General features: G+C 53.9%; 24 protein-coding genes. 15 read left to right on the top strand and 9 right to left on the bottom strand.

Annotated features, from left to right (window positions below; translation table 11 throughout):
* Positions 1 to 13 precede the first annotated feature (13 nt).
* Positions 14 to 2,728 carry a preprotein translocase subunit SecA gene (gene secA / locus H142_RS0112080; RefSeq protein WP_017932406.1) on the top strand — a complete coding sequence of 905 codons (2,715 nt, stop codon included), beginning with the start codon at positions 14 to 16 and terminating at the stop codon, positions 2,726 to 2,728.
* A 164-nt stretch (positions 2,729 to 2,892) separates the two neighbouring features.
* Complete coding sequence (locus H142_RS0112085; RefSeq protein WP_017932407.1) at positions 2,893 to 3,645, top strand: TorF family putative porin; 753 nt, start codon at positions 2,893 to 2,895, stop codon at positions 3,643 to 3,645.
* 47 nt (positions 3,646 to 3,692) lie between these two features.
* Here the strand turns inward: H142_RS0112085 and H142_RS0112090 are convergent, their stop codons facing one another.
* The 4 genes from H142_RS0112090 to H142_RS16895 all read right to left on the bottom strand — a co-directional run bounded on the left by H142_RS0112090 (position 3,693) and on the right by H142_RS16895 (position 7,384).
* Positions 3,693 to 4,664 (bottom strand): acetyl-CoA carboxylase carboxyltransferase subunit alpha, encoded by a 972-nt coding sequence (locus tag H142_RS0112090; protein WP_017932408.1) that lies wholly within the window; start codon positions 4,662 to 4,664, stop codon positions 3,693 to 3,695.
* Between the two features lie 83 nt (positions 4,665 to 4,747).
* Positions 4,748 to 5,656: a site-specific tyrosine recombinase XerD gene (locus H142_RS0112095; RefSeq protein ID WP_017932409.1), complete on the bottom strand. Its 909-nt coding sequence runs from the start codon at positions 5,654 to 5,656 to the stop codon at positions 4,748 to 4,750.
* Positions 5,653 to 7,254 carry a hypothetical protein gene (locus tag H142_RS0112100; protein ID WP_156812022.1) on the bottom strand — a complete coding sequence of 534 codons (1,602 nt, stop codon included), beginning with the start codon at positions 7,252 to 7,254 and terminating at the stop codon, positions 5,653 to 5,655. The genes H142_RS0112095 and H142_RS0112100 overlap by 4 nt, the downstream gene beginning before the upstream one ends.
* The gene (locus H142_RS16895) at positions 7,244 to 7,384 is read right to left on the bottom strand and encodes a hypothetical protein (RefSeq protein WP_017932411.1); all 141 of its coding nucleotides are present in this window, start codon (positions 7,382 to 7,384) and stop codon (positions 7,244 to 7,246) included. The genes H142_RS0112100 and H142_RS16895 overlap by 11 nt, the downstream gene beginning before the upstream one ends.
* Positions 7,385 to 7,550: 166 nt before the next feature.
* Between H142_RS16895 and H142_RS0112110 the strand changes: the two genes are divergently transcribed.
* The 3 genes from H142_RS0112110 to H142_RS0112120 are packed head-to-tail and all read left to right on the top strand — an operon-like array spanning position 7,551 to position 10,541.
* Complete coding sequence (locus tag H142_RS0112110) at positions 7,551 to 8,108, top strand: shikimate kinase (RefSeq protein ID WP_017932412.1); 558 nt, start codon at positions 7,551 to 7,553, stop codon at positions 8,106 to 8,108.
* Positions 8,105 to 9,226: a 3-dehydroquinate synthase gene (gene aroB / locus H142_RS0112115; protein ID WP_017932413.1), complete on the top strand. Its 1,122-nt coding sequence runs from the start codon at positions 8,105 to 8,107 to the stop codon at positions 9,224 to 9,226. The genes H142_RS0112110 and aroB overlap by 4 nt, the downstream gene beginning before the upstream one ends.
* Before the next feature lies 1 nt (position 9,227).
* Entirely contained in the window at positions 9,228 to 10,541 is a 1,314-nt protein-coding gene (locus H142_RS0112120) for an HlyC/CorC family transporter (RefSeq protein WP_017932414.1), read from the top strand.
* On the opposite strand, the gene H142_RS17205 is transcribed toward H142_RS0112120, so the two are convergent.
* Positions 10,538 to 12,313 carry a calcium-binding protein gene (locus H142_RS17205; RefSeq protein WP_017932415.1) on the bottom strand — a complete coding sequence of 592 codons (1,776 nt, stop codon included), beginning with the start codon at positions 12,311 to 12,313 and terminating at the stop codon, positions 10,538 to 10,540. The genes H142_RS0112120 and H142_RS17205 overlap by 4 nt on opposite strands.
* Before the next feature lie 105 nt (positions 12,314 to 12,418).
* Positions 12,419 to 12,697 (bottom strand): BolA family protein, encoded by a 279-nt coding sequence (locus H142_RS0112130; protein ID WP_017932416.1) that lies wholly within the window; start codon positions 12,695 to 12,697, stop codon positions 12,419 to 12,421.
* A 42-nt stretch (positions 12,698 to 12,739) separates the two neighbouring features.
* Here H142_RS0112130 and H142_RS0112135 point away from each other — a divergent pair, with 42 nt between their 5' ends.
* The 6 genes from H142_RS0112135 to H142_RS0112160 all read left to right on the top strand — a co-directional run bounded on the left by H142_RS0112135 (position 12,740) and on the right by H142_RS0112160 (position 19,119).
* On the top strand, positions 12,740 to 13,357 hold the full coding sequence (locus tag H142_RS0112135; RefSeq protein WP_017932417.1) for a J domain-containing protein: 618 nt from the start codon (positions 12,740 to 12,742) through the stop codon (positions 13,355 to 13,357).
* 30 nt (positions 13,358 to 13,387) lie between these two features.
* Positions 13,388 to 14,371: a cobaltochelatase subunit CobS gene (gene cobS / locus H142_RS0112140; protein WP_017932418.1), complete on the top strand. Its 984-nt coding sequence runs from the start codon at positions 13,388 to 13,390 to the stop codon at positions 14,369 to 14,371.
* A 59-nt stretch (positions 14,372 to 14,430) separates the two neighbouring features.
* The gene (locus tag H142_RS0112145; protein ID WP_017932419.1) at positions 14,431 to 15,537 is read left to right on the top strand and encodes a hypothetical protein; all 1,107 of its coding nucleotides are present in this window, start codon (positions 14,431 to 14,433) and stop codon (positions 15,535 to 15,537) included.
* Positions 15,538 to 15,540: 3 nt separating this feature from the next.
* Positions 15,541 to 17,382 (top strand): cobaltochelatase subunit CobT, encoded by a 1,842-nt coding sequence (cobT, locus tag H142_RS0112150; RefSeq protein ID WP_017932420.1) that lies wholly within the window; start codon positions 15,541 to 15,543, stop codon positions 17,380 to 17,382.
* Between the two features lie 103 nt (positions 17,383 to 17,485).
* On the top strand, positions 17,486 to 18,043 hold the full coding sequence (locus H142_RS15680) for a hypothetical protein (protein ID WP_017932421.1): 558 nt from the start codon (positions 17,486 to 17,488) through the stop codon (positions 18,041 to 18,043).
* Between the two features lie 209 nt (positions 18,044 to 18,252).
* Entirely contained in the window at positions 18,253 to 19,119 is an 867-nt protein-coding gene (locus tag H142_RS0112160; RefSeq protein WP_017932422.1) for a DUF5694 domain-containing protein, read from the top strand.
* Between the two features lie 7 nt (positions 19,120 to 19,126).
* Here H142_RS0112160 and H142_RS15685 read toward each other — a convergent pair whose 3' ends face one another.
* Entirely contained in the window at positions 19,127 to 20,635 is a 1,509-nt protein-coding gene (locus H142_RS15685) for a L,D-transpeptidase family protein (RefSeq protein WP_017932423.1), read from the bottom strand.
* Positions 20,636 to 20,726: 91 nt separating this feature from the next.
* Between H142_RS15685 and H142_RS0112170 the strand changes: the two genes are divergently transcribed.
* Complete coding sequence (locus tag H142_RS0112170; RefSeq protein ID WP_017932424.1) at positions 20,727 to 21,146, top strand: OsmC family protein; 420 nt, start codon at positions 20,727 to 20,729, stop codon at positions 21,144 to 21,146.
* A gap of 2 nt (positions 21,147 to 21,148) precedes the next feature.
* Positions 21,149 to 21,832: an SDR family oxidoreductase gene (locus H142_RS0112175; RefSeq protein WP_017932425.1), complete on the top strand. Its 684-nt coding sequence runs from the start codon at positions 21,149 to 21,151 to the stop codon at positions 21,830 to 21,832.
* Between the two features lie 64 nt (positions 21,833 to 21,896).
* On the opposite strand, the gene H142_RS16900 is transcribed toward H142_RS0112175, so the two are convergent.
* Positions 21,897 to 22,061 carry a hypothetical protein gene (locus H142_RS16900; protein WP_017932426.1) on the bottom strand — a complete coding sequence of 55 codons (165 nt, stop codon included), beginning with the start codon at positions 22,059 to 22,061 and terminating at the stop codon, positions 21,897 to 21,899.
* Between the two features lie 142 nt (positions 22,062 to 22,203).
* A complete protein-coding gene (gene rpmB / locus H142_RS0112185) occupies positions 22,204 to 22,497 on the bottom strand; it encodes a 50S ribosomal protein L28 (RefSeq protein ID WP_026148033.1) in 294 nt (97 codons plus the stop codon).
* 193 nt (positions 22,498 to 22,690) lie between these two features.
* Between rpmB and H142_RS0112190 the strand changes: the two genes are divergently transcribed.
* Positions 22,691 to 23,560, top strand: coding sequence for a DUF3108 domain-containing protein (locus H142_RS0112190; protein ID WP_017932428.1), 870 nt, complete (start codon positions 22,691 to 22,693; stop codon positions 23,558 to 23,560).
* 61 nt (positions 23,561 to 23,621) lie between these two features.
* Positions 23,622 to 26,636, top strand: coding sequence for a helicase-related protein (locus tag H142_RS0112195; RefSeq protein WP_017932429.1), 3,015 nt, complete (start codon positions 23,622 to 23,624; stop codon positions 26,634 to 26,636).
* Positions 26,637 to 26,639 lie beyond the last annotated feature (3 nt).

Here is a 26,639-nt window from a genome sequence, read left to right on the forward strand (position 1 = left end):
TCAAAGATTTACTATGCTATCTATCGCGAAAAAGATGTTCGGCTCTGAAAATGAACGCAAGCTCAAAAAAATGCGCCCCCTTGTCGCGCAAATAAACGATTTAGAACCCAAATTTGAAAAATTGACCGACGAAGCGCTCAAAGCGCAAACGGATATTTTTCGCCAGCGATTTAAAGATGGCGAGACACTCGACGACTTATTGCCCGAAGCTTTCGCGGTTGTGCGCGAGGCGGCCAAACGCACGCTGGAGCAGCGTCATTATGACGTTCAGCTGATCGGCGGCATTTCCCTGCATCGCGGCGATATTGCGGAAATGCGGACCGGTGAAGGTAAAACACTCGTGGCTACACTTGCCGTTTACCTGAATGCGCTCAACGGCCTTGGCGTTCACGTCATTACCGTCAATGACTATCTGGCCAGCCGTGACGCGGAATGGATGAGTGAAATCTATAGTTTTCTGGGTATGACAACCGGCTGTATTGTTCACGGCTTGTCAGATGCAGAGCGCAAAGCCGCTTATAATTGCGATATTACTTACGGCACGAATAACGAATTTGGTTTTGATTATCTGCGCGATAATATGAAATACAGCCTCGACGCCATGGCGCAGCGCGGCCATATTTTTTGCATCATTGACGAGATCGATTCCATTCTGATCGACGAAGCCCGCACGCCGCTCATTATTTCCGGCCCCACTGATGACCGCTCCGAATTTTACCGCCTGATGGACGCGCTCATCCCGCTGATCGATGAGGACGGCTATGACGTTGACGAAAAGTCGCGATCCGCGACCTTCAACGAAGCCGGTACGGAGCAGATTGAAGCCTTGCTGACAGAACGCGACATGCTGGAAGGCGAGAGCCTTTACGATGTCGAAAACGTCACCGTTGTTCACCATATTAATCAAGCGCTTAAAGCGCACAAAATCTTCCACGTGAACAAAGACTATATCGTCAAAGACGACAAAGTCGTTCTGATCGACGAATTTACCGGCCGCATGATGGATGGCCGCCGCCTATCCGAAGGTCTGCATCAGGCCATCGAAGCCAAGGAAAATGTGGAAATTCAGCCGGAAAATGTAACGCTGGCCTCTGTGACTTTCCAGAATTATTTCCGTCTTTATGACAAGCTTGCCGGCATGACCGGTACGGCGCTGACAGAAGCCTCCGAGTTCCACGAGACCTACAAGCTGGACGTTTTGGAAATCCCGACAAACCGCCCTATCATGCGGATTGATGATGACGATGTCATCTACCGCACAGAGATTGAAAAATTTAACGCGATTGTTGACGAAATTCGGGAGTGCCAGACTAAAGGCCAGCCTATGCTGGTGGGGACGGTATCGATTGAGAAATCCGAAAAGCTGTCACAATATCTGACAGAAAAAGGCATTGAACACCGGGTTCTCAACGCGCGTTATCATGAGCAGGAAGCTGCGATTGTGGCGCAGGCCGGCGTGCCCGGCTCTGTCACCATTGCGACCAATATGGCCGGACGCGGGACTGACATCCAGCTGGGCGGCAATCTGGACATGCGTCTGGAACAGGAAGCGCCCGCAGGCGAGACCCCGCATCAAAAAGCCAAACGCGAAGAGAAAACCAAGGACGAAATCAGCGTGCTTAAAAAGCAGGCGCTGGACGCGGGCGGACTATATGTTCTGGCGACAGAGCGTCATGAGAGCCGCCGGATCGATAACCAATTGCGCGGACGGACAGGCCGTCAGGGCGATCCGGGCCGCTCCAAATTCTATATTTCAACCGAAGATGACCTGATGCGTATTTTCGGCGGCGAACGCCTGAAAAATATGATGGGCAAAATCGGCTGGGAAGAAGGCGAAAGCCTCACCAGCCGCTTCATGTCCAAAGCCGTTGAGCGCGCGCAATCACGCGTCGAGGCCCGTAATTTCGACATCCGTAAAAACCTGCTCAAATATGATGATGTCATGAATGACCAGCGCAAAGCCATTTTCGAGCAGCGCCTTGAATTTATGACCGATGACCATGTCTCCGACGTGATCGAGGATATGCGCCACGGCGTCTGCGAGTCATTGATCGGCAAATATGTGCCGCGTAAAGCTTATGCCGAGCAATGGGATATTGAAGGCCTGACCACAAAAACACGCGAAATTTTGGCGCTTGACCTTCCGGTATCGGACTGGGCCGCCGAAGAAGGCATTGCCGATGAGGAAATGCTCGAGCGGATGAAAAACTCTGCCGATACCATGTTCTCCAATTTATCCGAGCCATTAGGCAAAGAGCAGGTTCAGAGCATTGAAAAACAGGTTCTATTGCAAGTTATCGATGAGAACTGGCGCGAGCATTTGAAACAGCTCGACTCGCTCAAACAGGTTGTCGGTATGCGCGGCTACGCCCAGCGCGATCCGCTTAACGAGTTTAAATCCGAAGCCTTTACCCTGTTTGACAAGCTGCTGAACAATCTGCGCGAGGGCGTCACGCAGAACATGTCGCGGCTTCTTGTGCAAGTGATGATGCAAAACCAGCAGCGCCAGCAAATGGAAGAACAGGCCGCCAAGGCCGCGCCTGCCCGCGCCCCGCGCGGCCCGCAGGACATGCTCTCGGGCATGAGCCTTGACCGCTCTGACGAGCCCTCAGGCAGCATTGATGACCTTGACCCGAAACTGCTCGAAGGTCTGTCCCGCAACGCGCCATGTCCATGTGGTAGTGGCCGCAAGGTCAAGCATTGCCACGGGAATGTAAGGCGGGTTTAGGAAGCTGTTCCGCCTGCCGCGATGCATGACTATGCAGCGCGGCCTGAACAGCGCACATAATTTAGCCTCTCGCGGGCACAACCTTCATTTAGGGCAAATTCATGCGTGAATAGTGCGCTTTTAGAATAAATGTATCTCGAAATTGTCATGGACAGGAGAGACACATGAAACTCAAAGCCCTTACATCCGTAAGCCTCATCGCCGCTGCATTTGCACTGGCCGCCCCCGCCAGCGCCCAGGACGTGTCTTGGACAGCGTCGATCGATTTTAACAGCGAATATGTGTTTCGCGGCTTCGGCCTTGGCGCAGAGTCCATCCAGCCGGGCATTGAAGCCTCTATTGGCGGTTTTACCTTCGGGGCATGGGCCAGTACCGGCATTGGCGAAGAAAGTATCATCAATGCAGATGAGATCGATCTTTACGGCGGATATGCCTTTGATCTGTCGCCAACAACCAGCCTGGATATAGGCGCCACGCTTTACCACTATCCGCAAGCCGGTGATGTATTTGACATCGGTAGAAACGACGCCTCAACATTCGAGCTTTATGCAGGGCTTGGCTTTGCTGTCCCGCTCGATCCCAGCGTTTATGTTTATTATGATACATCGCTTGAAACCCTGACGGCAGAAGGCGCTGTATCTTACAGTTTTCCGACCGGCCCAAGTACCAGCATTGATTTGTCGGGCGCGCTTGGCGCGGTTGAGCCGGATCAGGGCGACGGCTATCAATATGGCACAATTGGCGCGGCGTTATCCTATGCCGTCACAGATAATGCTTCGCTCTATGCCAGCCTGAACGGCAGCGTTGCCTCGGAAGATAATTTTCTTGATTATGAAGACTTTTTGGCCAATCCGCTGACCGCGCAATTTGACAGCAATACGGTCTGGTACGGCTTTGGCGTTTCAAGCAGCTTTTAGCCGCGCCTTAATTTTACTAGGAAAAAGCGCGTCATCCGGCGCGTTTTTTATGTCAGCAAGCTACGCCCGATATTTAAAAATTTGGCCCGCCGCGCCACGATAAGCTCTTTCGCTGTCATATCGGAGAGCCGCACGAGGGTTGATTCGATATGATCGCCGACTGTGCGCACAGCGGCGGCCACATCACGGTGCGCGCCGCCCAGCGGTTCACGGATAATCTGGTCAATGACGCCTAGCGCCTTCAAATCCTGCGCGGTAATTTTCATGGCTTTGGCCGCATCTTCGGCCCGCGCGGAATCACGCCATAAAATAGACGCGCAGCCTTCAGGGCTGATGACGGAATAAATGCTGTGCTCGAGCATCATGACGTGATCGGCAGTGGCAATCGCGACTGCGCCGCCGGAGCCGCCCTCACCGGAAATTACGGAGATAAACGGCACGCGCGCAGCCAGCCCGGCGTCGATAGAGCGGGCAATGGCTTCAGCCTGGCCGCGTTCTTCCGCGCCGCGTCCCGGATAAGCCCCGGCTGTGTCGACAAATGAAATGATCGGTAAGGAGAAGCGCTCAGCAAGTTCCATCAAGCGCACGGCTTTGCGGTAGCCCTCGGGATTGGCCATACCAAAATTATGTTTCAGGCGGCTATCCGTATCTTTGCCTTTTTCATGGCCCATAACCACGACCCCGCGCCCGCGAAAGTTCGCTGTACCGCCAAGCAGCGCATCATCGTCGCCGAATTTACGGTCACCGGAGAGCGGCACATAATCGGTCAACAGGCGCTGTGCATATTGAGAAAAATGCGGACGCTGCGGGTGGCGGGCAACTTTGGTCTTCTCCCACGGGCCGAGCGCTTTGTAGATCGTGGCGAGTTGAGCGTCGGATTTATCACGGAGTTGCGTGATCTCTTTTCCCACATCGACGCTGTCATCTTTGTCCTGCAAAGTGATCAAATCATCGATCTTGCTGTCCAGTTCCGCAAGAGGTCGCTCGAAATCCAGATATGTGCGGGCAGAGAAAGTCATATAGCGCTCTTATAAGATATTCGGACCTTTGTCGCCTTAACATAGGGATAGAGATGCGCGCCACAAGTGGCTTAATGGGGATGTTATGATAATTTCGCCAAAGGGTGGGCCGAATTGACGATCTCTCTCAGGCGCTCCTCTTGGACATGTGTATAAATCTGCGTGGTCGCAATATCCGCATGACCCAGCAGTTTCTGAACGCTGCGCAAATCCGCGCCGCCTTCGAGTAAATGCGTGGCAAAGGCATGGCGGATGATATGGGGCGAGACTTTGGAAGACGGCAAGCCTGCGGCCATGGCCAGGGTCTTTAACGTCTGGGCAAAGCGCTCGCGGGTCATATGGCCCGATTTGCCTCGCGATGGGAACAGATAATTTGCCGCGCGGCTGCGCGCCTCGAGCGATTTGGGCAGGGTCGTATCGCGCAAAGGGAGCCAAAGCTCTATCGCCCGCTGCGCTGCGCCCGTCAGCGGCACAACGCGGTCTTTGCTGCCCTTGCCCCGCACAGCCAAAGTGCCGTCACGCCGCAGGATTGTTTTAACCTTTAACGACACAAGTTCGCTGACCCGAAGCCCCGCCGCATAGAGAATTTCCAATTGGCAAAGCAGGCGCACGCCCGACGCGCTCTCATCCGTCTCGGCGACCTCGAACAGGGCGTTTACATCGTCTTGAGAGAGGATTTTCGGCAGGCTCTGACGCGCTTTAGGCCCGCGCAAATGATGGGTGGGATCTTCGGCGCGCAGGCCTTCAATTTGCAAAAATTTGTAAAATTGCTTGATGGCGGAGAGCTTGCGCGCCGCTGTGCTGGGCGCAAGTCCCGACGCTCCATACCCCGCAAGCACTTTAGACAATGCCGGTGTTTCTGCGCCCTGCATATTCGACAAAGCCGCATTCAGGTCGGTCAGATCGCGGCGGTAAGCGTCCAGCGTATGTTGCGATGCGCCGCGCTCGGCGCTCATCATTTCCAGAAAATTCTCTATCAGCGCCGCGCTCATAATGCGCCTTTAGGCGCGCCCAGAAAGTCTTCAGCAGCCAAACGGGTGGCAAATTCGGTCAGCCCCGCAGCGTAAAGCGCGCGAATGACCCGCGACAGGCTATCCGGATGCAAAGCCTGCGGGCCGTCTTTGCCGAGAATAGTCGCGGCCCGTAACGCCGTTTCCGCCTGCGCGCCTTTGGCCGCAGCGTTTTCAAGCGCGAGCATTTGCCCGGCCGCAGCGGGACTCCCGCTCATTTTAATATCGCTTTTCGACATATCTACAATAATCGGATCAGACAGCCGCGCGCCCAGCGCAGAGGCGATAAATACGTCGCGCACGGCGCGCGTTTTGCCATCTCCGCCGCCAATAAACCGGGCCGTCATATCCGCGCCCGTCTCGCCCTGCATAAATCCATTACCCAGCGCGTCCGAGGCCAGCGCGATGCGGGTTTTAAACGGGTCATCATCTGCGACAAAGTCATAAAGCGGACGCAATGCATTCAGATTGCCTTCGCGGACAGCAAGCTGCGCCCAGATATGGGCATCAAATTGCGCGCGCAAATGCACGGGAATACCCGACAGATGCGGGGTAATGAGTTTGGCGATCGGGGTAAAAATTCCGGCGTGTTCGGCGCGGCTTAACAGCAGCGTGGCAGCCTTCGCCCGAACCGCCTCGTCGGATGACGACTTCACCGCGCCGTAGAGACGCCCCCATGCGCGCGGCCCTGTATCGGCGGCCATGGTGTCGAGATCAAATTCTCCCGTATCCATCAGCCCTCCGGCAATATCGTCATTATCCGTGGCGATGGAAAGCAGAGTCAGGCGTTTTTCCAGCTCCGCAGGCGGCAAGGACGGTGCTTCTTCGATAAAGGCTGTAAGCGGATCGCGGCCCGCCGGCCCGTCCATACGCTCGACCATGAGCAGAAGCAGCGGTGACGGCATGTCCGGTAAAGTGACTTTGGTCTTTACGCCTGTCAGCGTCAGTATCGCGGCATAAAAGGCGGGATCGTCGTGGCCGGATTGCTGCAAAAGATCCGCCGTCAGCTCCGCTGCACGCAGCTCCCCGCGCTCAATATGGCAAAAGGCGCGCAGCTTGGCCCAATAGGGGGCCGCGCGCTGCTCTTCCACGCTGTCCGCAATCAGGCAGGCTCCGGCGGCGTCTTTAGCTCTTAGCGCCGCGTCTGCGCGAAGTTCCTGCGCTGCAGGCCCGCGCGAAAGATTAGGCTCGCGCGCGAAAATGGCTTCCAGCGCATCGCTGCGATCAAGATCAACTAATTTACCCAGACGCGCGCCCACATAGGCGTCATTATCCGCGCCGCCGCGCGGGGGAACCCCCGGAGACAGTAATACCCGGGCGACCATATCAGTCACAACGGCGGAGCGGCTATTGCCGGGCGCGGCCTTAATCAGCTGCACCGCAATCTCGGCGCCGGTGCCGTTCCATAACGTCGGCGGCAAAGCCCCGTCCTCTGCCCCGATCGCGCCGACATCATAGGCCTGCGCGCTGCTCATATCCTCAACAACCACGCCGCCATCATAGGTCTGGGCTATGACCGCCGGAGCGAGAGTAAAGGCCGCCAAGACGGTAAACAGGCCATAAAAGATATTATGTTTCAAAATTATCATCCAGTTCAATGGTCACCGGCTGTGGATTGGCATCATCAATCCCTGTCTTGGACAGCGCAAAAAAGACCAGTCCGACAATAACGATGATGAAAAACAAGGCGGTGATCAGGCGTTTATTCATGGGTCTATCCTTGGCATAGCGGCTTTTTTATGCCGGTGAGTGGTATTGTATATTGTGACTATGGCGATTTCTCGACATATAACAGTCATGAAACTGTATGATTTTGCCGTTAGTGTCATGTTAACGCTGCGAAAGGCGGGCGGGCAAGCCTGAAGATCGCGCGGATATGACAGACATTAAGGCAGCGCAGCTCGCGCAATCCATAGCCCTTGTGGGCATGATGGGCGTTGGAAAAACGACCATTGGTCGCCGTTTGGCGAAGCGCTTGAATATGCCATTTTATGATAGCGACTCAGAAATTGAGCGCGCCTCAGGCCGCACGATCAAAGGCTATTTTCGCGATCACGGGCAAGACGCCTTTCGCGAAGGCGAGCGCAAGGTCATCAGCCGTCTTATCGAAGGAACCCCTATAATTCTCGCAACGGGCGGCGGCGCCTTCATTCCCGAACTAACGCGCAACATCCTGCTGTCCGGCGCGACTGTGATCTGGCTCAAGGCCGATCATAAGGTTATTTTCAAACGCGTGCGGCGCAAAAATACCCGGCCGCTGCTCGATGTGCCTAATCCGTCACAACGATTAGCCGAGCTTATTGAGGAGCGTTATCCCATTTACGCCCAGGCTCATATTACCGTGGACAGCAATGTCGGCCCCCACCGCGCAACGGTCGAGCGGGTCCTGGCGGCTTTGCGTGAGGGCAATATTCTTACCGGAGAACAGATATGAGCGCTCTTGAAACCGTGCGGGTCAATCTTGGCGCGCGCAGTTATGATATTATTATCGGTGACGGCATTCTGGCCGAGGCCGGGAAATATTGCGCGCCTCTTATCGGGGCAGGCAAAGCCGCAATCATTACGGATGCCAATGTCGGCCCTATATACGGGCAGGCGCTGGCGCAATCTTTGGCGCAGGCCGGTATTGAGTGCGTTACCCTCACACTGCCCGCCGGCGAGGCCACCAAGAACTTTGCGCAATTGCAGGACATGCTCGAAAAACTGCTGGGCGCGGAGTTTGAGCGTAGCGATACTTTGATTGCGCTGGGCGGCGGCGTCATTGGCGACATTACAGGCTTTGCCGCAAGCGTGCTCAAACGCGGCTGTAAATTCATTCAAATCCCGACAACATTGCTGGCGCAGGTCGACAGTTCAGTCGGCGGGAAGACGGCCATAAATTCGCCCCATGGCAAAAATCTGATCGGCGCGTTTTATCAGCCTAAATTGGTGCTGGCCGATATGGCTGTCCTGTCCACTCTGCCGAAGCGCCAGCTCAAGGCCGGATATGCCGAGGTCGTCAAATACGGCCTGCTCGGCAGTGAGGACTTCTTTGGATGGCTGGAGGCCAATGGAGAGAAAGTTCTGAAACAGCAGCCCGCAGCGCTCGGACGCGCCATTGCCATATCCTGCCGTATGAAGGCGGACATTGTCGCCACGGACGAGCGCGAACACGGACAGCGCGCCCTGCTTAATCTCGGGCATAGTTTTGGCCATGCTTTTGAGGCTCTGGCAGGCTATCAAGCCGATCTGCTGCACGGCGAAGCGGTCGCCGCAGGCATGTCTATGGCCTTTGATTACTCGCGCGCCTTAGGACTGTGCAGCGGTCAGGACGCCGCGCGGGTCAAAGCCCATTTTTCATCCCTTGGTCTAATGGATTGGGCAGCCCTGCCCGCGCGCGTAAGAGAGCAGCGCGGCGCTATGCTTTCCGCTATGATGCAGGACAAAAAGAACGAGGGCGGCGCCCTGACTCTTATCCTGACACGCGGGATTGGCCGCGCCTTTGTCAGCAAGGGCGAAGACGCCAAAAAGCTGAATGATTTTTTGCTGGCCTATGCTAAGGACGGCGTCTGATATGGACATTTTTTCTAATATTTTCAGCGCGATTGACGCGGCCACGGTGTTCACGGCCCTGGGCGTCATCGGGCTTTTAATGCTCTCGGCCTTTTTCTCCGGCTCTGAAACCGCGCTGACGGCGGCCTCACGCGTGCGTATGCACAGCTTGGAAAAGGACGGCGATAAACGCGCCACACTGGTAAGTAAATTGCTCGGTGATCGCGAGCGTTTGCTTGGCGCGCTGCTGCTCGGTAATAATCTGGTCAATATCCTCGCCTCCGTTTTAACCACGGCCTTATTTACCCGCTTATTTGGCACCGGTGGATTGGCGCTAGCGGGCGCAACGCTGGTTATGACCCTCATGGTGCTGATCTTTGCCGAAGTCATGCCCAAGACATATGCGATCTCGCAGCCCGACGCCGCCGCCGTCAAAGTGGCCCGCCCCGTCAGCTATATCGTCGCTATATTTGCGCCCATCGTTTTGGCTGTGCAGGCGATTGTCAGCGTAATTCTGCGCCTTTTTGGCGTACAGAGTGATGCCTCGCCTTGGTCAGCCATGGACGAAATCCGCGGCGCGGTCGATTTGGGCCACCGCGAAGGTGATGTGGCCAAAAGCGCGCGCGACAGGCTGGTCGGCGCAATTGAACTGGGTGATTTGACCGTCGAAGACGTCATGATCCACCGCAAAAACCTGATCACTCTGGACGCCGATGCTAAGCCCGATGATGTGGTCAATCAGGTGCTGGCAAGCGGCCATACCCGCGTCCCGATCTGGCGCGACCGCCGCGAGAATATCATTGGCGTCCTGCACGCCAAAGACATGCTGAAAGCCATGGTTAAAAGCGGCGGCGATTACAGCCAGATCGATTTTGCTAAAATCGCGCGCGCACCGTGGTTTGTGCCCGAGACGACCTCAGCCGTGTCGCAGCTGCGTATGTTTCGGCAAAAGCATAGCCATTTTGCCCTGACGGTAGATGAATATGGCGCGTTGATGGGTGTCATCACACTTGAAGATATTATCGAAGAAATCGTCGGGGATATCCAAGATGAGCATGACGTTATGGACAGCAATGTTGTGCCGCTCAAAGACGGCTCCGTCATCGTGACAGGCCAATTGCCTATCCGCGATCTTAACCGCGCCCGCGATTGGTCATTGCCGGACGAAGAAGCTATTACGGTCGCGGGCCTCGTCATTCACGAAGCCCAGACCATTCCCGATGAAGGCCGGGTGTTTTCCTTCCACGGCTACCGCTTTGAAATTTTGACCCGCAAAGGCAATCAGATTACCAAACTTAAAGTCAGCAAGACGTTCGCGCCCGATAGCCGGGATTAGACCATTTCATATAGGCCATCCAGCGGCTGGTCATAAAACATATCTATCACATCCAAATTGTGCCCATAATTATCATAAGATTCGATAGGAAGGGGCGTTTCACTCAGCGCCACCTCAAGAGCTGTTTCATCGTGGTCCAGATCGAAAACTTCCATAACCAGAGCATCTTTTTGAGGATCGCTCGAAGATGTGTCTACCGTTTCTTTCGGCACACCACTTGGACGCAGAAAAGGACCGACACCATCTTCTGAAATACCTGTCAGACGAAAGTTCTGATGTGTCAATTCATACACCATCATACCGTCAAGGCGGATGGTTTGACCGGCGCCTATATCCATCATCACATAGCCATCATACTGGCTCATCATCCCGCGCAATTGAGACATCGAAATATAAGGCGATATAGCGAGTTCCAGCACATCAAGGCTGGCGTCAAAATCGGTGATAATATCTTGCCCGTCACCGACAGCGAACACAAATTTATCCGCGCCCGAGCCGCCTGTTAGCGTGTCATTGCCTTGGCCGCCATCCAGAACATCATTGCCATCGATTCCGTAAAGACGGTCTGCGCCCAAACCGCCGGACAAGACGTCACCGTCTAACGTTCCCACAATGTCATTGTCGCTTGAATTTCCGGGCACAATCCCGTTCGCGCGTGTGTCATAGGTGGTCGTGACGATATCGCCTTGATTGTCAGCATAGGAAATGATCACGCGTCCGTCGCTCAATCGCTCAGCACCTAGAACCGCAACATAGTTACCTGTATTTGGAATTGTTACAATTTCGCTTAGAACAGCTCCGCTGAGGTCAAAATTTGTTAATGTAATGCCTTGACCGCTTTCAGAATTGACCAAAAGGAAACTTCCGTCATCTAAGGACAAAACTGCGTAATTAATACTTTGAGGGTTGCCGGGAATTATAGTTTGCGGCGTTAAAATCGATCCATCATAGCCAATTTCGACAAATCCCAATTGAGTAGGAAAGAATCCCGTATCTTCTACGGTGCCTAAGAATATTACACCGTTATCTGTAAGCGTTGCATCAAAATCAAATAGTGAAACGCCTTGATATTCACCAGAAGATATAACCGCTCCGTTATTATCGGGGTCGATGATGTCATAGCGAACGACAGCAAGAGATTGACCGTCTTGGTATGATCGACTGATCGCCATAATATTACCGTCAGGCAATAAAACCGCGCCCGTGAGATATGTGTTTTTGGCCGTTATAATTTCAGTATGTGACGTGGCTTGGCCGTCATTTGTGATTGTGGTTAGGATCAAGGTTTCGCTAGCAAACCCGCCCGAACTTCCAAGTTTAGTATACAGACTGTAAAGCGTTCCGTCTGCTGTAACAAAATGCCGTTGTGAGTTTGAATTGATGGACTCATCGCCCAGCGGCTCAATTGCCCCGGTTGATATATTATTGCCGAGATTATCAAAGCGGGCATATTCAAGAAAGTTTGAGGCGTTGCTTCCTGTAGGCGTGTAAGTAATTAAAAAACCGCCATCATAAGCGTGGACTTGACCGGAGAGGAATTCAATCCCTAAATCCGGCATAGTCTGCTCCGCAATCACGCGGTTTCCTACGGGGTCAAAAATACTAAACCGGACATCATAATCCCGGTTTACGTTTAACGTATAGACCACGATAATATTGCCATTAGACAATTGAGTTACAGAGGTTGGCGAAAAGCCTTCAGACCGAACCGCAGAGGTTATAAAGTCAAAAACTTCGATCTCACCAATCTGGGGCGTAACGGGTAATGGCATGGGAATACCTGCGTCGGATTTAATGTTTGTCGGATTTAATGTCTAAAGTGCACTAGCCAATAAGGTAAATCCTGACAATTTCAAATTACATAAGCTAAGCGCCCCTTACCGCTTAACCGTCAGCCTTAGTGCATGAACCGGGCCGGCGAGTTCTTCGGACAGCGTATCCATCACCGCGCGGTGGGCGCTAAGGCGGGACAGACCCGTAAATTCCTCTGCGCTGATCACCACATGAAAATGCGATTCTGCTGCCCCCCCGGCGTCAATATGAGCCTTAGCCCCCGCATGGTGAGCGTGTTGGTGGCTCTCATCAATCACCTCAAGCTGCGTTGGATTGAAGCGAGATGTCAGTTTAGCCTTGATTGTCGTCGCGATAATGCCCATTTTGCGCAGTCCTAATTATGTTTAGCCCAAAGAGTTTGTGTAATGGCCGACAACTTTTCTTATCGCCCCAAAGGCATTGATATCCGCATTACGCCCACTAAAGGCAAGCCCAAGCCGGAGCAAAAAGAATGCGAATGGGCGGGCTGTGTGGCTAAAGGCGGTTGCAAAGCGCCGAAAAGCCCGGACCGCCTGCGCGATTATTACAATTTCTGTGCCCCCCATGCGCGCGAATATAACAAAAACTGGAATTTCTTCTCCAATATGACGGACGAAGACATTAGTGAGTGGCAATTGGGTGCGCGCCACGGTCACCGCCCGACATGGGACGTGCGCAAAAATACGGGCGAGCGCGCCAAGGCCAATAAAAAACGCAAAGCCGGCGGCGTCAATCCCGCCACTGAAGGCTACACTATTTTTGGTGATGGCAGTAATGACATTGTGACAGAGCAGCCGCGACGCCGCTTGTCCAAATTACAGATTAAAGCGCTGACCGATATGGGTCTGGACGATCAAGCAACGCCCAAGATCGTTCGCGTGCGCTATACGCAGCTGGTCAAACAGCTTCATCCTGATGCCAATGGCGGCGACCGCAGCACCGAAGAAAGCTTCGCGCGCGTTGTTAAGGCCTATAAGGTTTTGAAAACAACGAATTTGGCGTAAGCGCCCTCCCCTCATTTCGACGGATATTTCATGAACGAGCAATTCCCTATATTCCAGCCTGATACCACCGTATCGGCGCGCGAGGTTTTCGGCGTCGATTTCGACATGCAGGTTCCGGCCTTTTCCAAAACCAGCGAGAACGTCCCGCCGCTGGATCCCAATTACCTCTTTGATGATGAGACGACGCAGGCCATTTGCGCGGGCTTTGCCTTTAACCGCCGGGTCATGGTGCAAGGCTATCACGGCACCGGAAAATCCACTCATATTGAACAGGTCGCCGCGCGGCTCAACTGGCCCATGGTGCGCATTAATCTCGACAGTCATATCAGCCGTATCGATCTGGTCGGTAAAGACGCCATTGTCTTAAAAGAAGGCAAGCAAATCACGGAATTCCGCGAAGGCCTGCTGCCTTGGGCATTGCAAAACCCGGTCGCGCTTGTCTTTGATGAATATGACGCCGGACGGCCTGACGTCATGTTTGTGATCCAGCGCGTGCTGGAGGCGCAAGGCCGCCTGACCCTGCTTGATCAAAACCGCGTCATCACCCCCCACCCCGCTTTCCGCCTGTTTGCAACGACCAATACGGTCGGCCTGGGCGATACGACGGGGCTGTATCACGGCACGCAGCAGATCAACCAAGGCCAGATGGACCGCTGGTCAATCGTCACCACGCTAAATTATCTCGACCACGACAAAGAGGCCGCGATCGTGCTCGCTCAATCTCCGCATTACGCTACGGATGAAGGCAAGAAGACCCTCTCCTCCATGGTGCGCGTCGCCGATATGACCCGCAACGCCTTTATGGCCGGCGATATATCCACGGTGATGAGCCCGCGCACAGTAATGAACTGGGCCGAAAATGCCCGCATTTTTGACGGCGATATCGCGCAATCTTTCCGCCTCACATTTCTCAATAAATGCGACGAGCTTGAACGCCCCGTCATTGCCGAATTTTATCAACGCGCCTTTGGTGTGGATTTACCGGAGAGCGTGAAGAGCGTGTTGGTGGCTTAGACTAACACACCCGCTCATCACTGCGTAGGCAGGGATAAGCGGGATAGAAGAGAGTTTTTATGACCCACGAAAACCTCAAAGAAAAGCCGACCTGCTCCAGTAGCCTCAATCGGAAATACCGTATTTGCGCCGTTCTTGCGGGCATTTGCGTTTCTCTGACGAGCGGAGCCATCACGGCATTGGCGTGTTCAGTCCCGCCCCAATCTCTTACAGGTGAACAATATTATTCGGCGCTGAAAGGCTATCCCGGCATAGAGTGGACAGATGAAGAAATTTCAGTCTCCCTTATTTATACAAAGGGCGCGGCAGAGAAACTTCGCCCTGTTCCTGAAAGCGATTGGGTTGAGGCTCCTTATACCAGACCTTTTACAAAAATTCGCTTCGAGCTTATTGAAATCCTTCAGGGCGATTATACGAAACCCGAAAAGACATGGTGGCCAAGCTTCACCGAGGAAATGCTTGCACGCGAACAAGACGCGGCGAATTCACCCCGTCCTTTCAGCTTTTGGGATTTGGGCGACGTCAAATCTGCACTTGTAACAGGATATGACGGCGGTTCCATGTGCGGCCCAAATACGACGCAGACGATTGCGCCCGACATGTATTATTTGGTTTTTCAAAAAGACGGGCGGGACATAGCTTATGAACCCGTCTTGACCCTAACCGACCCCTTCATTGAAGATATTAAAAACAGCCGATCAACACAGTCTAAAGGCGTAAGATCGCCGCGCAGTTACTTTAGGGAGATGAATGGATATGTTTCAATCCGAATGAAAAGCTGTCCTGTTGTGAATGAATATTCTTACGGATATGCAATTGATACGGACATAGACGGAGACGTTTATTTTACTACGCTTGATACGTTTAACTCGGATGCAACAGATCTGCATCTCATCGATTTCATGGCTTATCGAGCTTATTTTCACAAAGACACGCTGTGCAGCGTTGGCGACGAATATCTCGTCCTGGATTATCCGTCAAATCCATCACAGCGTAATGAATATGAAGGATGGCTTTCAGATGTCACTTATCCGCGCCACCGCTTTCTAAAAATAGAGGGCGACACAGTTTCCACGGGCGATATATTGTCGAATGTTTTCATAGAGCCCGAAACATTAGTTCCGGTGGCTCATGTAAAATCGTGGATTCGCGAAGGTAAAAATTAAGCCATGACCACCGAAACGCCCAAAGAGACCCTGAAACGCGCGCTGAGCTATACGGCGCGGGCGCTGTCGGGTGAGCGTGACTTAGAGGTCAGTTTCGGCGGCGAGATTGCGGGCATAACGCGCGGTCAAATGAGCCTGCCTAATCCGCCGTCAAAGCCGACAGACGGCGCGCTGGCCAAGGCGCGCGGCGAAGCCGATGCGCTGGCCCTGCGGCTGGCCTTTCATGACGCGGATACATTTACCGCCGCGCAGCCGCAACACGGCACAGCGCGCGCTATATTTGAGGCGCTGGAGCAAGCCCGCGTCGAGAGCCTTGGCGCGCGTTCGCTGGCGGGGGTGTCAGATAACCTTCAGGCAGCGACAGACGCCCGGGCGCGCCGCAGAGGCTATCAAAAGCCGGGCATGACCCGCGATGACTTTCCCATTCACGATGCCGTCGGCCTGCTCGCCCGCGAAGTGTTTTCAGGCCGTAAACTCCCGGGCGGTACAGTCGGTATTATGGAGGTCTGGCGCGACCATATTGAATCTGCGGGCGGCGAAACGCTAACCAAGCTGGCCGGCGATATGCAGGACACGGCCGGCTTTGCGCAGCTGGCGCGTGCGCTGATCACGGATCTGTCCTTTGGCGATGATCTGGCAAAGCCTGATGAGCAGGACGACGCCGATGAGGACTCCCGCGAGCAGGAGGATCAAAATCCCAACGCGCAGGATGACGAGCAGGATCAGGATACGCCCGGCCAGATGGAGGTCGCCCAGGCCGACAGTCAGGACGAGGCGGGTGATGACCAAACCGACGAGATCGACGCTGATATGGTCGAGGGCGACAGCGATGATAGCGCGCAGGACGCCGCGTCCTCTCCGCCGCAACGCGGATCGCGGCATAATTCAGGCCCGTCCTACAGCGTGTATACGCAAAAATTTGACGAGACGATCAAGGCCGAAGATTTGTGTGACGCCGAAGAACTGACGCGGCTGCGCGGCTATCTGGACGGGCACATGTCGGGTCTGTCGCGGGTTATATCGCGTCTGGCTAACCGCCTGCAACGCCGCCTGCTCGCGCAGCAGCGGCGCAGCTGGACCTTTGATCTGGAAGAAGGCATGCTCGACACGGCGCGGCTGACGCGCGTGGTCACAGACCCGATGCAGCCGCTCTCGTTTAAAGAAGAAAAAGAAACCGATTTTCGCGATACCGTTGTCTCTATCGTGATTGATAATTCAGGCTCTATGCGCGGGCGTCCCATCATGGTCGCCGCCGTCTGCGCCGACATCCTCGCGCGCACGCTCGAGCGCTGCGGCGTCAAAGCCGAGATTCTAGGCTTTACCACCAAAGCGTGGAAAGGCGGGTCAAGTTTCCAAGACTGGCTGGCAACCGGAAAGTCGAAAAACCCGGGGCGGCTCAACGATCTGCGCCATATCATTTATAAAAGCGCGGATATGCCGTGGCGGCGCGCGAAAAATAATCTCGGCCTGATGATGCGCGAAGGCCTGCTAAAGGAAAATATCGACGGCGAGGCGCTGGAATGGGCGCTGGCGCGTCTGCAAGCGCGTCCCGAGCAGCGCCGCATCATGATGGTGATCTCCGACGGCGCGCCCGTTGACGACGCCACACAGAGCCATAACTCCTCCGGCTTGCTGGAAGCGCATTTACGCGAGGTCATCGACAAGATCGAGAATAAAACATCCGTCGAACTCGTCGCCATCGGTATCGGTCACGACGTCACGCGCTGGTATAGCCGCGCCGTCACCATCATGGATGTCGAGCAGCTTGGCGGCGCCATGACGGAGAAACTCGCTGAACTGTTTGATGATAAGCCCAAGACAGGGCGGCGCCGCAGAGCGGCTTAGCGTTTATGACATTCTAAATGTGTTTATTTCATTAGACATGATTGACACATTTAGAAATGTGTTTATATCTGACTTATTGATTCACATCTAATGGAGAAATCACATGTCAGATGCCTACTCAAGTCGGGCTTTTATTGATTTCATTGACTACCTTTCAAATAAGGGGCTGCTAAAGAAAGCAACAGCTAGAGCTCGCAAAGCTGCGGCAGTGGCTTTTATGGATATTCTGGAAGATGAAGAAAAAACTGATATTCGGAATCTTGACATAAACAGTTTAGCCATGCGGTTTGCAAATATCCAAGGAGATAAATTTACTCCGCAGAGTTTGGTAACCTACAAATCACGCTTTAACAGCGCATATAAAGATTTTCTATCCTATAGAGAAAACCCTATGGGGTTTTCTCCATCAATTAATCAGCGAACGAAAAGGTCTAAAAGTTCAAAAACTGGACCCAATACAGATGCGAATAATCAACAAGAATTAGATGCTGATCAAGATATTAAAAAGCGCGATGTTTTAAACAATGCAATGGATACAATAACTTTCCCGATCCCGTTAAGAAAAGGTTTGATAGTTCAAATCTCAAACATTCCTGTGGATTTTTCGTCTGATGAAGCAGAACGCGTTGCAGATATTGTCAGAGCGCTAGCAATAAATTGAATTTGAGAAACGGCGGCCCCTTCCACAAGGGCCGCCCGTCCCCAACAGACATCTCAAATATGGCATCTAAATTACCGGAAGTCCAACACCGGCTAATTTAGATGCCGCTTCTATGTTCTGCGCTCAGCAAATATTCTGATACATTTTAAAAATTTGCATCCAAATCTTCCTGTCACCGCGTCTTAGTCGTATGAGAGGGAGAGTTTAGCATGACACGATTATTATTGACGGCCGCCTTTAGCGCGGTCTTTTTAGCGGCGGGCTGCGCGACAATTGAGTCGGAAATCCCTAAATCCAATCCTGATAAAGACGCCATACAGGTTATGGTTTTAGGCGCGTATCATTTCGACAATCCGGGCCGGGACGTGTTTAATGTCGAAGTGGGTAGCGTGCTAACGCCCGAGCGGCAGGCCGAGATTGAGGGCATGAGCGCGTGTCTTTTGACCTTTAACCCAACGAAAATCGCCATTGAGCGCGATGGTGAGGGCGACTCAGTTATCGACGCGGGCTACTTAAAATTCACGCCCGATATGCTGTCGACTAATGCCAATGAAATTACGCAGATTGGCTACCGCCTCGCCTATATGTCCGGCCATGATACGGTTTACGCGATTGACGAGCAGCCCGAAGGTGATGATCCGGATTATTTTCCTTATCAGACCGTCACAGACCATATCACAGCGACAGGGCAGGATGAGGCTTTTGCGAAATTTAACGCGGGGTTTGGCGCTGAAATCCAGAAATTTTCAGACAGCCAATCCACCCAAACTATCCCCGGGCTCATGCTGGACGTGAATGACGGATTTTTATCCAGCCCCGACTTCTATTTTCACATTATGGATTTTGACATTGGAGAGACGCAGCCCGCTGCAGAACTGAACGCCTATTATTATATGCGAAATGCCAAAATCGTGTCAAAATTACGCGATGCGGCGCAGCCCGGCGACCGCATCATCATCGTTTACGGCGCGGGGCATAAGTATTTTCTGGATACCATTATCGCCGCAACGCCCGGATATGAGAGTGTGGACCCCGTGCCCTATTTAAAAAAAGCGGTGAACGGCACTTGTAAATAGAGCCGTCCTACCCCGCTTTTTCAGCGCCTAAACCCGCAAGGACTTTGCCGTCGCGGCCGTAAATATCATCGAGATAGCGCAGCGCGCCTGCGCCGTCGGAGACAACCGTATTATACTGAATATGGACAGGGACGCGCACGGTCAGTTCAGCGCGTGTTTCCTTGCCGGAGGCGAGCGCGGCGTCAATTTTCTCTCCTGTCCAGATTGGGTTTTCCGCGAGCAGCCATTTGGACAGGCTGATCGGCTCTTGCACGCGAATGCATCCCGAAGAGAACGCGCGCTGCCGACTGGCAAACAGGCCGCGAGTCGGCGTGTCATGCAGATAGACAGCGTGTTGGTTCGGGAAGATCATCTTCACCTGACCGAGCGCATTTTGCTCGCCCGGACCTTGCCGCAGCCGGTAAGGAAAGCGGTCTGCGCTGATCGAAGTCCAGTCAATTGTGTTGGGGTCAACCACTTTGCCCGAACCGTCCAGCACTTGAAAGCCAAGGCGCTTTACGGCGCCGGGGTCGCGTTTGAAAACGGGTAGCTTGTCCAGCCGCGCTAATTTATGCGGCACCTCCCACCACGGATTAAATACAATATATTCAAATTCATCAGAGAAGACAGGGGTCGCCCGATAGGGCTTGCCGACAATGCCCAAATGGGTTTGCTCGATCTTGCCGTCCTGCCATGCGGTGACTTTAAATTCGGCAATATTAACACGGACATGACGAATGCCCAGATCATCGGGCATCCAGCGCGCGCGTTCCATATTGACGCGCAGAGCTGCGCGGCGCTCGCTATTATCCCGGTTGAGCGCGCCAATGGTTGCAGCGCCGGCAATTCCGTCAGCATCAAGCTCGTTGATGTTTTGAAAATCGGTGACAGACGCAATAGTCTGCGCGTCATATAAACCGCTTTTATAATCCGGTGATAATAAGCCGAGCTGTATCAGGCGCAATTGCACGGCATCCACACGCGTACCACTCATCCCGGATTTGAGCGCCGGGCCTGCTGCAACTTTGACCTGATCACCGCCGTCCAGAGCGCGCAGCGCTGCCAGCTCTTTGCGCATAGCGGCATAGACGGGCGATTGAGGCGCCAAGCGGTCAAAAGATCCGGCAATATCACCGGAGGCCAAGGCCGCGCCCAAAGCCGAGGCCGGATCAATGTCGCGCTTCTTGAGCGTCCAGTTCGGCTCATAGCTCATGGGGCTTAGCTTGCCGTGCACCATGTGGGAGGCCGCGAGCATCCAGCTTTGTGTCGCCAGCTTTTCGCGGCCCTGACGGTCGGCGCGCGCGGTTTTGAGTTTGGACAAGCTATAGTCTTCGGGGGTGAGGCCGTGGGCATGCAGTCCTTCGATGGCCGTGATGAGAGCGTCATAGCGCGCATCATCGCGCCAGACGGGCTTTTGCATATTGGCGGTGTAGAACGCATCAACGGACTTAATTGGCCCGCTTTGCGCGTGCACAGCTGGAAGCGTCATTGCCGCCAAAAATACTGAGCCTAAAGCTCCGATTACAAAATGCCTCATATCCAGTCCTCACATGTGTCGCAGGGGTTATTTTGAACAAATTCAATTCGCCTGCGTTGAATACGTAACAATTAAATAAAAGGAGTCTCGCATGAAACGCAGCGCATCAGCCAATTGGCAAGGAAACCTCAAAGACGGCAAAGGCCATATGTCCACGGAGAGCGGAGCGCTATCTAAGCAGCCTTTCGGATTTAATACACGGTTTGAAGACGGCGCGGGGACTAATCCCGAAGAGCTGATCGGCGCGGCCCATGCGGGATGTTTCTCTATGGCCTTCGCTAACGAGCTATCGAGCCGGGATATTACCGTCGAAGACATTTCGACCTCAGCTGACATCACGCTGGATAAGGTCGACGGTGGATTTAAAATCACGCGCTCGCATTTGACGGTTAATGTCAAAACCAGCGGCGGTGATACAAAATATGACGAAGCCTTGCAGGCGGCGATTGAGGGCTGCCCTGTCTCTAATGCTTTGGACATGGACATCAAAATCGATGTGAACCGGGGTTAATTATGAGCAAGACAATATTCATTACCGGCGCGTCCAGCGGCATTGGCGAAGCCACAGCCAAGCTCCTCGCCACCCATGGCTGGAACGTTGTCATTACAGCGCGCGGCAAGGCGAAGCTCAATGAGATCGCCAAGCAAATTGGCGGCGACAAAGTTCTCGCAGTCAAATGCGACGTCACGGATTATGATAGTCTGGAGGCCGCAGTCAAAGCGGGGGCCGCGAAATTCGGCCGCATTGACGCGGTGTTTGCCAATGCCGGCACGGGCGGACAAAGTGGCGGCTTCTCCGAAGCGCCGCGCGAGAGCTGGGAAGCCATCGTCAATGTCAATATTTTAGGTCTGGCTTATACGCTGCAGGCGACTTTGCCGCAGATTAAAGCGCAAAAAGGCCATGTCGTGATCACCGGCTCTATCGCCGGACGGCGCAGCCTTGACGGCTCGATGTATAGCGCGTCCAAACATGCCGCCAATGCTATTGGCTATAACCTGCGCGGCGAGCTGAAAGGCACGGGCGCGCGGGTCACCGTCATCGAGCCGGGCATGGTCGATACACCGTTTTTCGACGATCCTAAGCCCGACGCCCTGCGCCCCGACGATGTCGCGCGCAGCGTACATTTTGCGCTCAGCCAGCCTGAGACAGTTGACCTGCATGAATTAGTGATATTGCCGACGCCGCCCCAAGATTAGTCGACGATATTAAAGCAAAAAAAACCCGCTCACTAGGGCGGGTTTTAAAAATATAGTGATGTGGCTAGTTGTCAGTTTCGATCTGAATTCCGCCTTCATCGACATCAATCGCCAGATCCGGCTTGTCTGCCTGCCCGGCCATCATGAAATATCCGATTACCAAGACTGCGATCACGAGCGCGCCAACGATGAAATACAGGCCTTTACCTGATCCGCTATTATCAGCCATTATTTATCCCCAAATTCATCTCCACCCAATGTAGAGATATCTGGCTCAATAGTTACACTCAATGAGCCTGAATTCCAACAAAAAAGCCCGGCCACGATATTTTCGGGCGTCCGGGCTGTCTTAAAGACCTGAAAAAGACGTATTAGGCGGCAGCTTCAGCTTGGTTCTTAATCAGAACGCGCTTAATTTTTTTCGCTTTTTCAGTCAGCTTTACGTTCTTTGTGCCGATGAGAAAGCCGTCAAGACCGCCTTTAAACTCGACCGTGCGCAATGTCGCAGCGGTAACGCGTAAGCGGTAACGTTGTCCCAGCGCTTCAGAAGCGAGAGTGACATTACAAAGATTGGGCTCAAAACGGCGACGGGTTCTCCGCTTGGAATGGGAGACATTGTTGCCGGACATAGGGCCCGTGCCGAGTAGATCGCAAGTGCGGGACATGTTTTTCCTCACAGAATGGTAATTTGGTATGGCGCGCCTACACATATATAGGCTCGCCGGAAAGATGGCGGGACATAAACTATTCGTGAGCCCAGCGTCAACCCGCTTGCTGTTCATAATCTGTCTAATATGTGCAGTCTATAGTGCTTTCTTAGGCTAACGCCATAGAAAAGAGAATTCTGAAAGGTTTATCATGACCAAACGTATAAAAAATCTGTTTATTACAACCGCTATGTTATCTGCGGGAATCGCTCTTGGCGCGATTCTTCCGGCCATTGCGCAGGCGCAAAACGGCGCAACTCCTGTGATTCAGACCGCAAACGCACCCATGATCACGACATTTACTGTGGATTATCGCGGCTCACTCTTCATCTTCCCGCTCGGGGATTTGCGCGTGACCGGATATAAAACCGATGCGGCTTACGCCATGCGCGCCGATATGAAAGCCGCCGGACTGGGCAAAATCGCCAAAGACGGTGATCTATGGTCTACGGCAGAGGGCTATTACAGCCCGAACGGTGTGCGCTCGACCCATCATGTTATACAAAAGCTCAACGAAAAAGGCCGCCGCGTCGAAATTAAATATGACGCGGCCGGAAACCCGGTCACAGCGATTGAGCCGCGCTTCGGCTCTATGGGCGTGCCGCCGGCCACGGATCAAGAACGCCGCGAAGCTGTCGACGCCCTGTCCGCCATTATGCAATTCATGACCATCGGGCATAAATACGGCACTCAACCCTGCACGGGCAGCATTCCGGTCTTTGACGGTAAGCAGCGCTATAATCTGAACCTTAAGCCGGCCGGCAATAAGACGATCAGCCAAAGCAGCTATCGCGGCGAGACTGTGCGGTGTAATTTATTCATGGAAAATGTCTCCGGCTATGATCCCGAAGATCTGTTAACCGCAGAAGAAGCCAATACGCCGCTGGTGATCTATCTGGCCAATTATGAGAACGCCGGTATGTGGGTACCTGTGCGCTTTGACTACCGCGTCTCCGGTATCAAAGTAAACATCACGGCGACGGACATCAATATCAATACCGCCCCTGCGCCCGCACCGTAATAAGGCAGCCCAGCGCAGCATCAACACTTGAACGGGCCGGACAAAGCCGCAATTAAAGGCTATGTCCGGCTATCGTCCAGACCCTGTTGTCACGGCTATATTAGGCCCGACCAATACGGGCAAAACCCATTACGCTATAGAGCGCATGCTGGCCCGCCGCTCGGGCGTGATCGGGCTGCCGCTGCGCTTGCTCGCGCGTGAGGTTTATGACCGGATCATCAAGCTCAAAGACGCGCGGCTTTGCGCGCTGATTACGGGCGAGGAAAAAATCATCCCGCCCGGCGCGCAATATTTTGTCTGCACCGTCGAGGCCATGCCGCAAGACCGCGAATTTGCCTTTGTGGCTATTGATGAAGTGCAGCTTTGTGCCCACAAAGAGCGCGGACATATTTTCACAGACCGCCTGCTGCATATGCGCGGCACTGAAGAAACGCTGTTTTTAGGCGCGGAGACCCTGCGCCCCATCATCCGCGATCTTGTGCCCAAAGCCCGGCACGAAACGCGCGAGCGCTTCTCGACCCTCAGCTATGCGGGAGCGACCAAAATGTCCCGTCTGCCTAAGCGCAGCGTCATTGTCGCCTTTACCGCAGCAGAGGTCTATTCGCTGGCGGAGTTGATGCGTCGCCACCGCGGCGGGGCGGCCGTTGTTATGGGCGCATTGTCTCCGCGCACGCGCAATGCCCAAGCGGCGCTCTATCAGTCCGGCGAAGTCGATTTCCTGATTGCGACAGACGCTGTCGGCATGGGTCTTAATCTGGACGCCGATCATGTTGCCTTTGCCTCTATGCGCAAATTTGACGGAAATCGCCGCCGTTACCTCTCCAGCGATGAAGCCGCGCAAATTGCGGGGCGCGCCGGACGGTTTCGTAATGCCGGCACATTCGGCACCACAGCGAATTGCCTGCCGATGGATGATGATATGGTCGGGCGAATCGAAAACCATCTCTTTGATCCGCTGCGCTATGTGGAATGGCGCAACAACAATCTGGATATGAGCAGCGTTGAGCGACTGATGTTTACGCTCAATAAACCGCCGGAAAGAAGACGGCTGCGCCGCGTTAAAAATATCAGCGACGAGATTGCGCTGGACAGGTTTGTCGAAAACCAGGCGCTGATATCAGGGGTCAATTCCGCGTGGGATGTTGCGAGATTATGGGAGGTCTGCCAGATTCCGGATTTCCGGAATTTGTCAATGGATAGCCATTTTCGTCTATTATCGGACATATATCTTCATTTGCGCGATAATGGCGGGCGGCTTCCCGAAGACTGGCTGGAAAAACACGTTAAACGTCTTGACCATATTGATGGGTCAATCGACACCTTATCTTCACGTCTGGCGAATATCCGCACATGGACATATGTCACAAATAAAGCGGCGTGGTTGTCTGATGCCAAGCATTGGATTAGCCGCACCCGCATGATAGAAGACCGGCTCTCGGACGCGCTACACGAACGGCTATTGCAAAAATTCGTGGATCGCCGCACGCAGGCGCTGCTCAAAGGATTAGGAAGTAAGACAGTCATGGACATAAAAATATCGTCATCCGGTGAAGTGACAGCCGGCGGCCATTTCGTCGGGCGCCTTGACGGGCTTGAGTTTAGCATCGACACGCAAGCCTCAGGTCTGGAAGCCAAAGCCTTGCGCGAAACGGCGGAGACATCCATCGCGCCCGAAATTGACCGCAGGATTACCTCGATGGTCGGCGCGCAGCATGACGTGTTCCGCCTTGGCGCCGACGGTATTATCTATTGGGGCGAGCATAAAATTGCGCGACTTTCAGCTGGCGCTACTGTATTAAAACCGACAATCAAAGTCATCGGCGGAGAGCTGGCACAGCCCGTTCTCACTGAGCATTTAGAAGGCCGCCTGAACGATTTTATACAAGCTGACATCCGCAATAAACTTGCCGCGCTAAAAAATCTGGACGCCGTCAGTACGAATCAAGATATTGCGGGTGAAGCCCGCGGCTTTGCTTTTCGCCTGCTCGAAAATGACGGCGTCATGCCGCGCCGAGGCAATGAGGCTGTCATCAACGACGTTAAAGGCGCGGCCCGCGCGGATCTACGCAGCGCAGGCGTGCGCTTCGGAGAATACTTCGTCTATCTCTATGATCTAATCAAACCCGCCGCCGGCACACTTCTCACAACCCTTTACGCCTATAGCGAAAAAGGCGACGGCAAACCTTTTGTGCCCTTTGCGGGCGTGACCTCCACCCCGATGGAGGCGGGCTATAGCGAAGCCTCGCTCAACCGCGCGGGATATAGCGGACAAGGGTCGCGCATTGTGCGCGTTGATATTCTCAACCGCGTCGGGCAGACGATTCGTCAGGCCCAGACTGAGAGCGGATCGGCGCGGTTCCAGATCGCGCTGGAAATGCTGGCCTTACTGGGCAGCAGTTACGAGGAGTGCCAAGACGTTCTGCGCGCGCTTGGCTATAAATCGACCAAGGCTAAATCCGAAGATATCATGGCGGATAAAAAACCTGCTGCGGATGTGGCGGCGAAAACAGCGGACAAGAGTGACGGCGCAGATAAAGACCCGACATCGCCTGCCGCAGAGTCTCACGAAGATACGTTGGATGATCCGACGAAGCCCGCCGCGCAAAGCTATGATGCGGCGCAGGCCGGCGACAAACCTGCCCAAGCCGTTAAATTGAACACACTGGGTAAAGACGGAAAACCCAAACACAATATGCCAAGCGCTCCGGCCGCTAAAGCCAGGCCTAAAAAATCGCGCAGCAAAACCCCAGCGGCGCTAAGCTATTTTCAGCCGGTCACCGGACAGGATGAAGACGGCAATGATATTCGCGGCCACCAAGACGAAGTGTGGTACCCGCAACGCCGTAATAGCGGCGGCGGCTCCGCCCGTCCCGCGCAAGACAGACCGCCGCGCAATAAAAATGGATTTAAAGGCAAACCGCGCGATAATAAAACAGACGCCAAACGCGGTAAAGAGGCCCCGCGTGGCAATAAGAACAATAATCGCGGCGCGTCCAAACCCTCTAAAGCAAATTACGAAGACAGTCCTTTTGCGGCGCTTATGGCCCTAAAAAATCCCGAAAAGAAAAAGGATTAGACT

Source organism: Robiginitomaculum antarcticum DSM 21748 (genome assembly GCF_000365025.1).
GTDB lineage: Bacteria > Pseudomonadota > Alphaproteobacteria > Caulobacterales > Maricaulaceae > Robiginitomaculum > Robiginitomaculum antarcticum.

Bases quoted from the DNA above. Each gene is read 5' to 3' on its own strand.
- H142_RS0112090 (WP_017932408.1), bottom strand. From the start codon at position 4,664: ATGACTTTCTCTGCCCGCACATATCTGGATTTCGAGCGACCTCTTGCG.
- H142_RS15685 (WP_017932423.1), bottom strand. From the start codon at position 20,635: ATGAGGCATTTTGTAATCGGAGCTTTAGGCTCAGTATTTTTGGCGGCA.
- H142_RS0112130 (WP_017932416.1), bottom strand. From the start codon at position 12,697: ATGGGCATTATCGCGACGACAATCAAGGCTAAACTGACATCTCGCTTC.
- H142_RS0112135 (WP_017932417.1), top strand. From the start codon at position 12,740: ATGGCCGACAACTTTTCTTATCGCCCCAAAGGCATTGATATCCGCATT.
- H142_RS0112170 (WP_017932424.1), top strand. From the start codon at position 20,727: ATGAAACGCAGCGCATCAGCCAATTGGCAAGGAAACCTCAAAGACGGC.
- secA (WP_017932406.1), top strand. From the start codon at position 14: ATGCTATCTATCGCGAAAAAGATGTTCGGCTCTGAAAATGAACGCAAG.
- H142_RS0112120 (WP_017932414.1), top strand. From the start codon at position 9,228: ATGGACATTTTTTCTAATATTTTCAGCGCGATTGACGCGGCCACGGTG.
- H142_RS15680 (WP_017932421.1), top strand. From the start codon at position 17,486: ATGTCAGATGCCTACTCAAGTCGGGCTTTTATTGATTTCATTGACTAC.
- H142_RS0112190 (WP_017932428.1), top strand. From the start codon at position 22,691: ATGACCAAACGTATAAAAAATCTGTTTATTACAACCGCTATGTTATCT.
- H142_RS17205 (WP_017932415.1), bottom strand. From the start codon at position 12,313: ATGCCATTACCCGTTACGCCCCAGATTGGTGAGATCGAAGTTTTTGAC.
- H142_RS0112085 (WP_017932407.1), top strand. From the start codon at position 2,893: ATGAAACTCAAAGCCCTTACATCCGTAAGCCTCATCGCCGCTGCATTT.
- cobS (WP_017932418.1), top strand. From the start codon at position 13,388: ATGAACGAGCAATTCCCTATATTCCAGCCTGATACCACCGTATCGGCG.
- H142_RS16900 (WP_017932426.1), bottom strand. From the start codon at position 22,061: ATGGCTGATAATAGCGGATCAGGTAAAGGCCTGTATTTCATCGTTGGC.
- aroB (WP_017932413.1), top strand. From the start codon at position 8,105: ATGAGCGCTCTTGAAACCGTGCGGGTCAATCTTGGCGCGCGCAGTTAT.
- H142_RS0112145 (WP_017932419.1), top strand. From the start codon at position 14,431: ATGACCCACGAAAACCTCAAAGAAAAGCCGACCTGCTCCAGTAGCCTC.
- rpmB (WP_026148033.1), bottom strand. From the start codon at position 22,497: ATGTCCCGCACTTGCGATCTACTCGGCACGGGCCCTATGTCCGGCAAC.
- H142_RS0112095 (WP_017932409.1), bottom strand. From the start codon at position 5,656: ATGAGCGCGGCGCTGATAGAGAATTTTCTGGAAATGATGAGCGCCGAG.
- H142_RS0112160 (WP_017932422.1), top strand. From the start codon at position 18,253: ATGACACGATTATTATTGACGGCCGCCTTTAGCGCGGTCTTTTTAGCG.
- H142_RS16895 (WP_017932411.1), bottom strand. From the start codon at position 7,384: ATGAATAAACGCCTGATCACCGCCTTGTTTTTCATCATCGTTATTGTC.
- H142_RS0112110 (WP_017932412.1), top strand. From the start codon at position 7,551: ATGACAGACATTAAGGCAGCGCAGCTCGCGCAATCCATAGCCCTTGTG.
- cobT (WP_017932420.1), top strand. From the start codon at position 15,541: ATGACCACCGAAACGCCCAAAGAGACCCTGAAACGCGCGCTGAGCTAT.
- H142_RS0112195 (WP_017932429.1), top strand. From the start codon at position 23,622: ATGTCCGGCTATCGTCCAGACCCTGTTGTCACGGCTATATTAGGCCCG.
- H142_RS0112175 (WP_017932425.1), top strand. From the start codon at position 21,149: ATGAGCAAGACAATATTCATTACCGGCGCGTCCAGCGGCATTGGCGAA.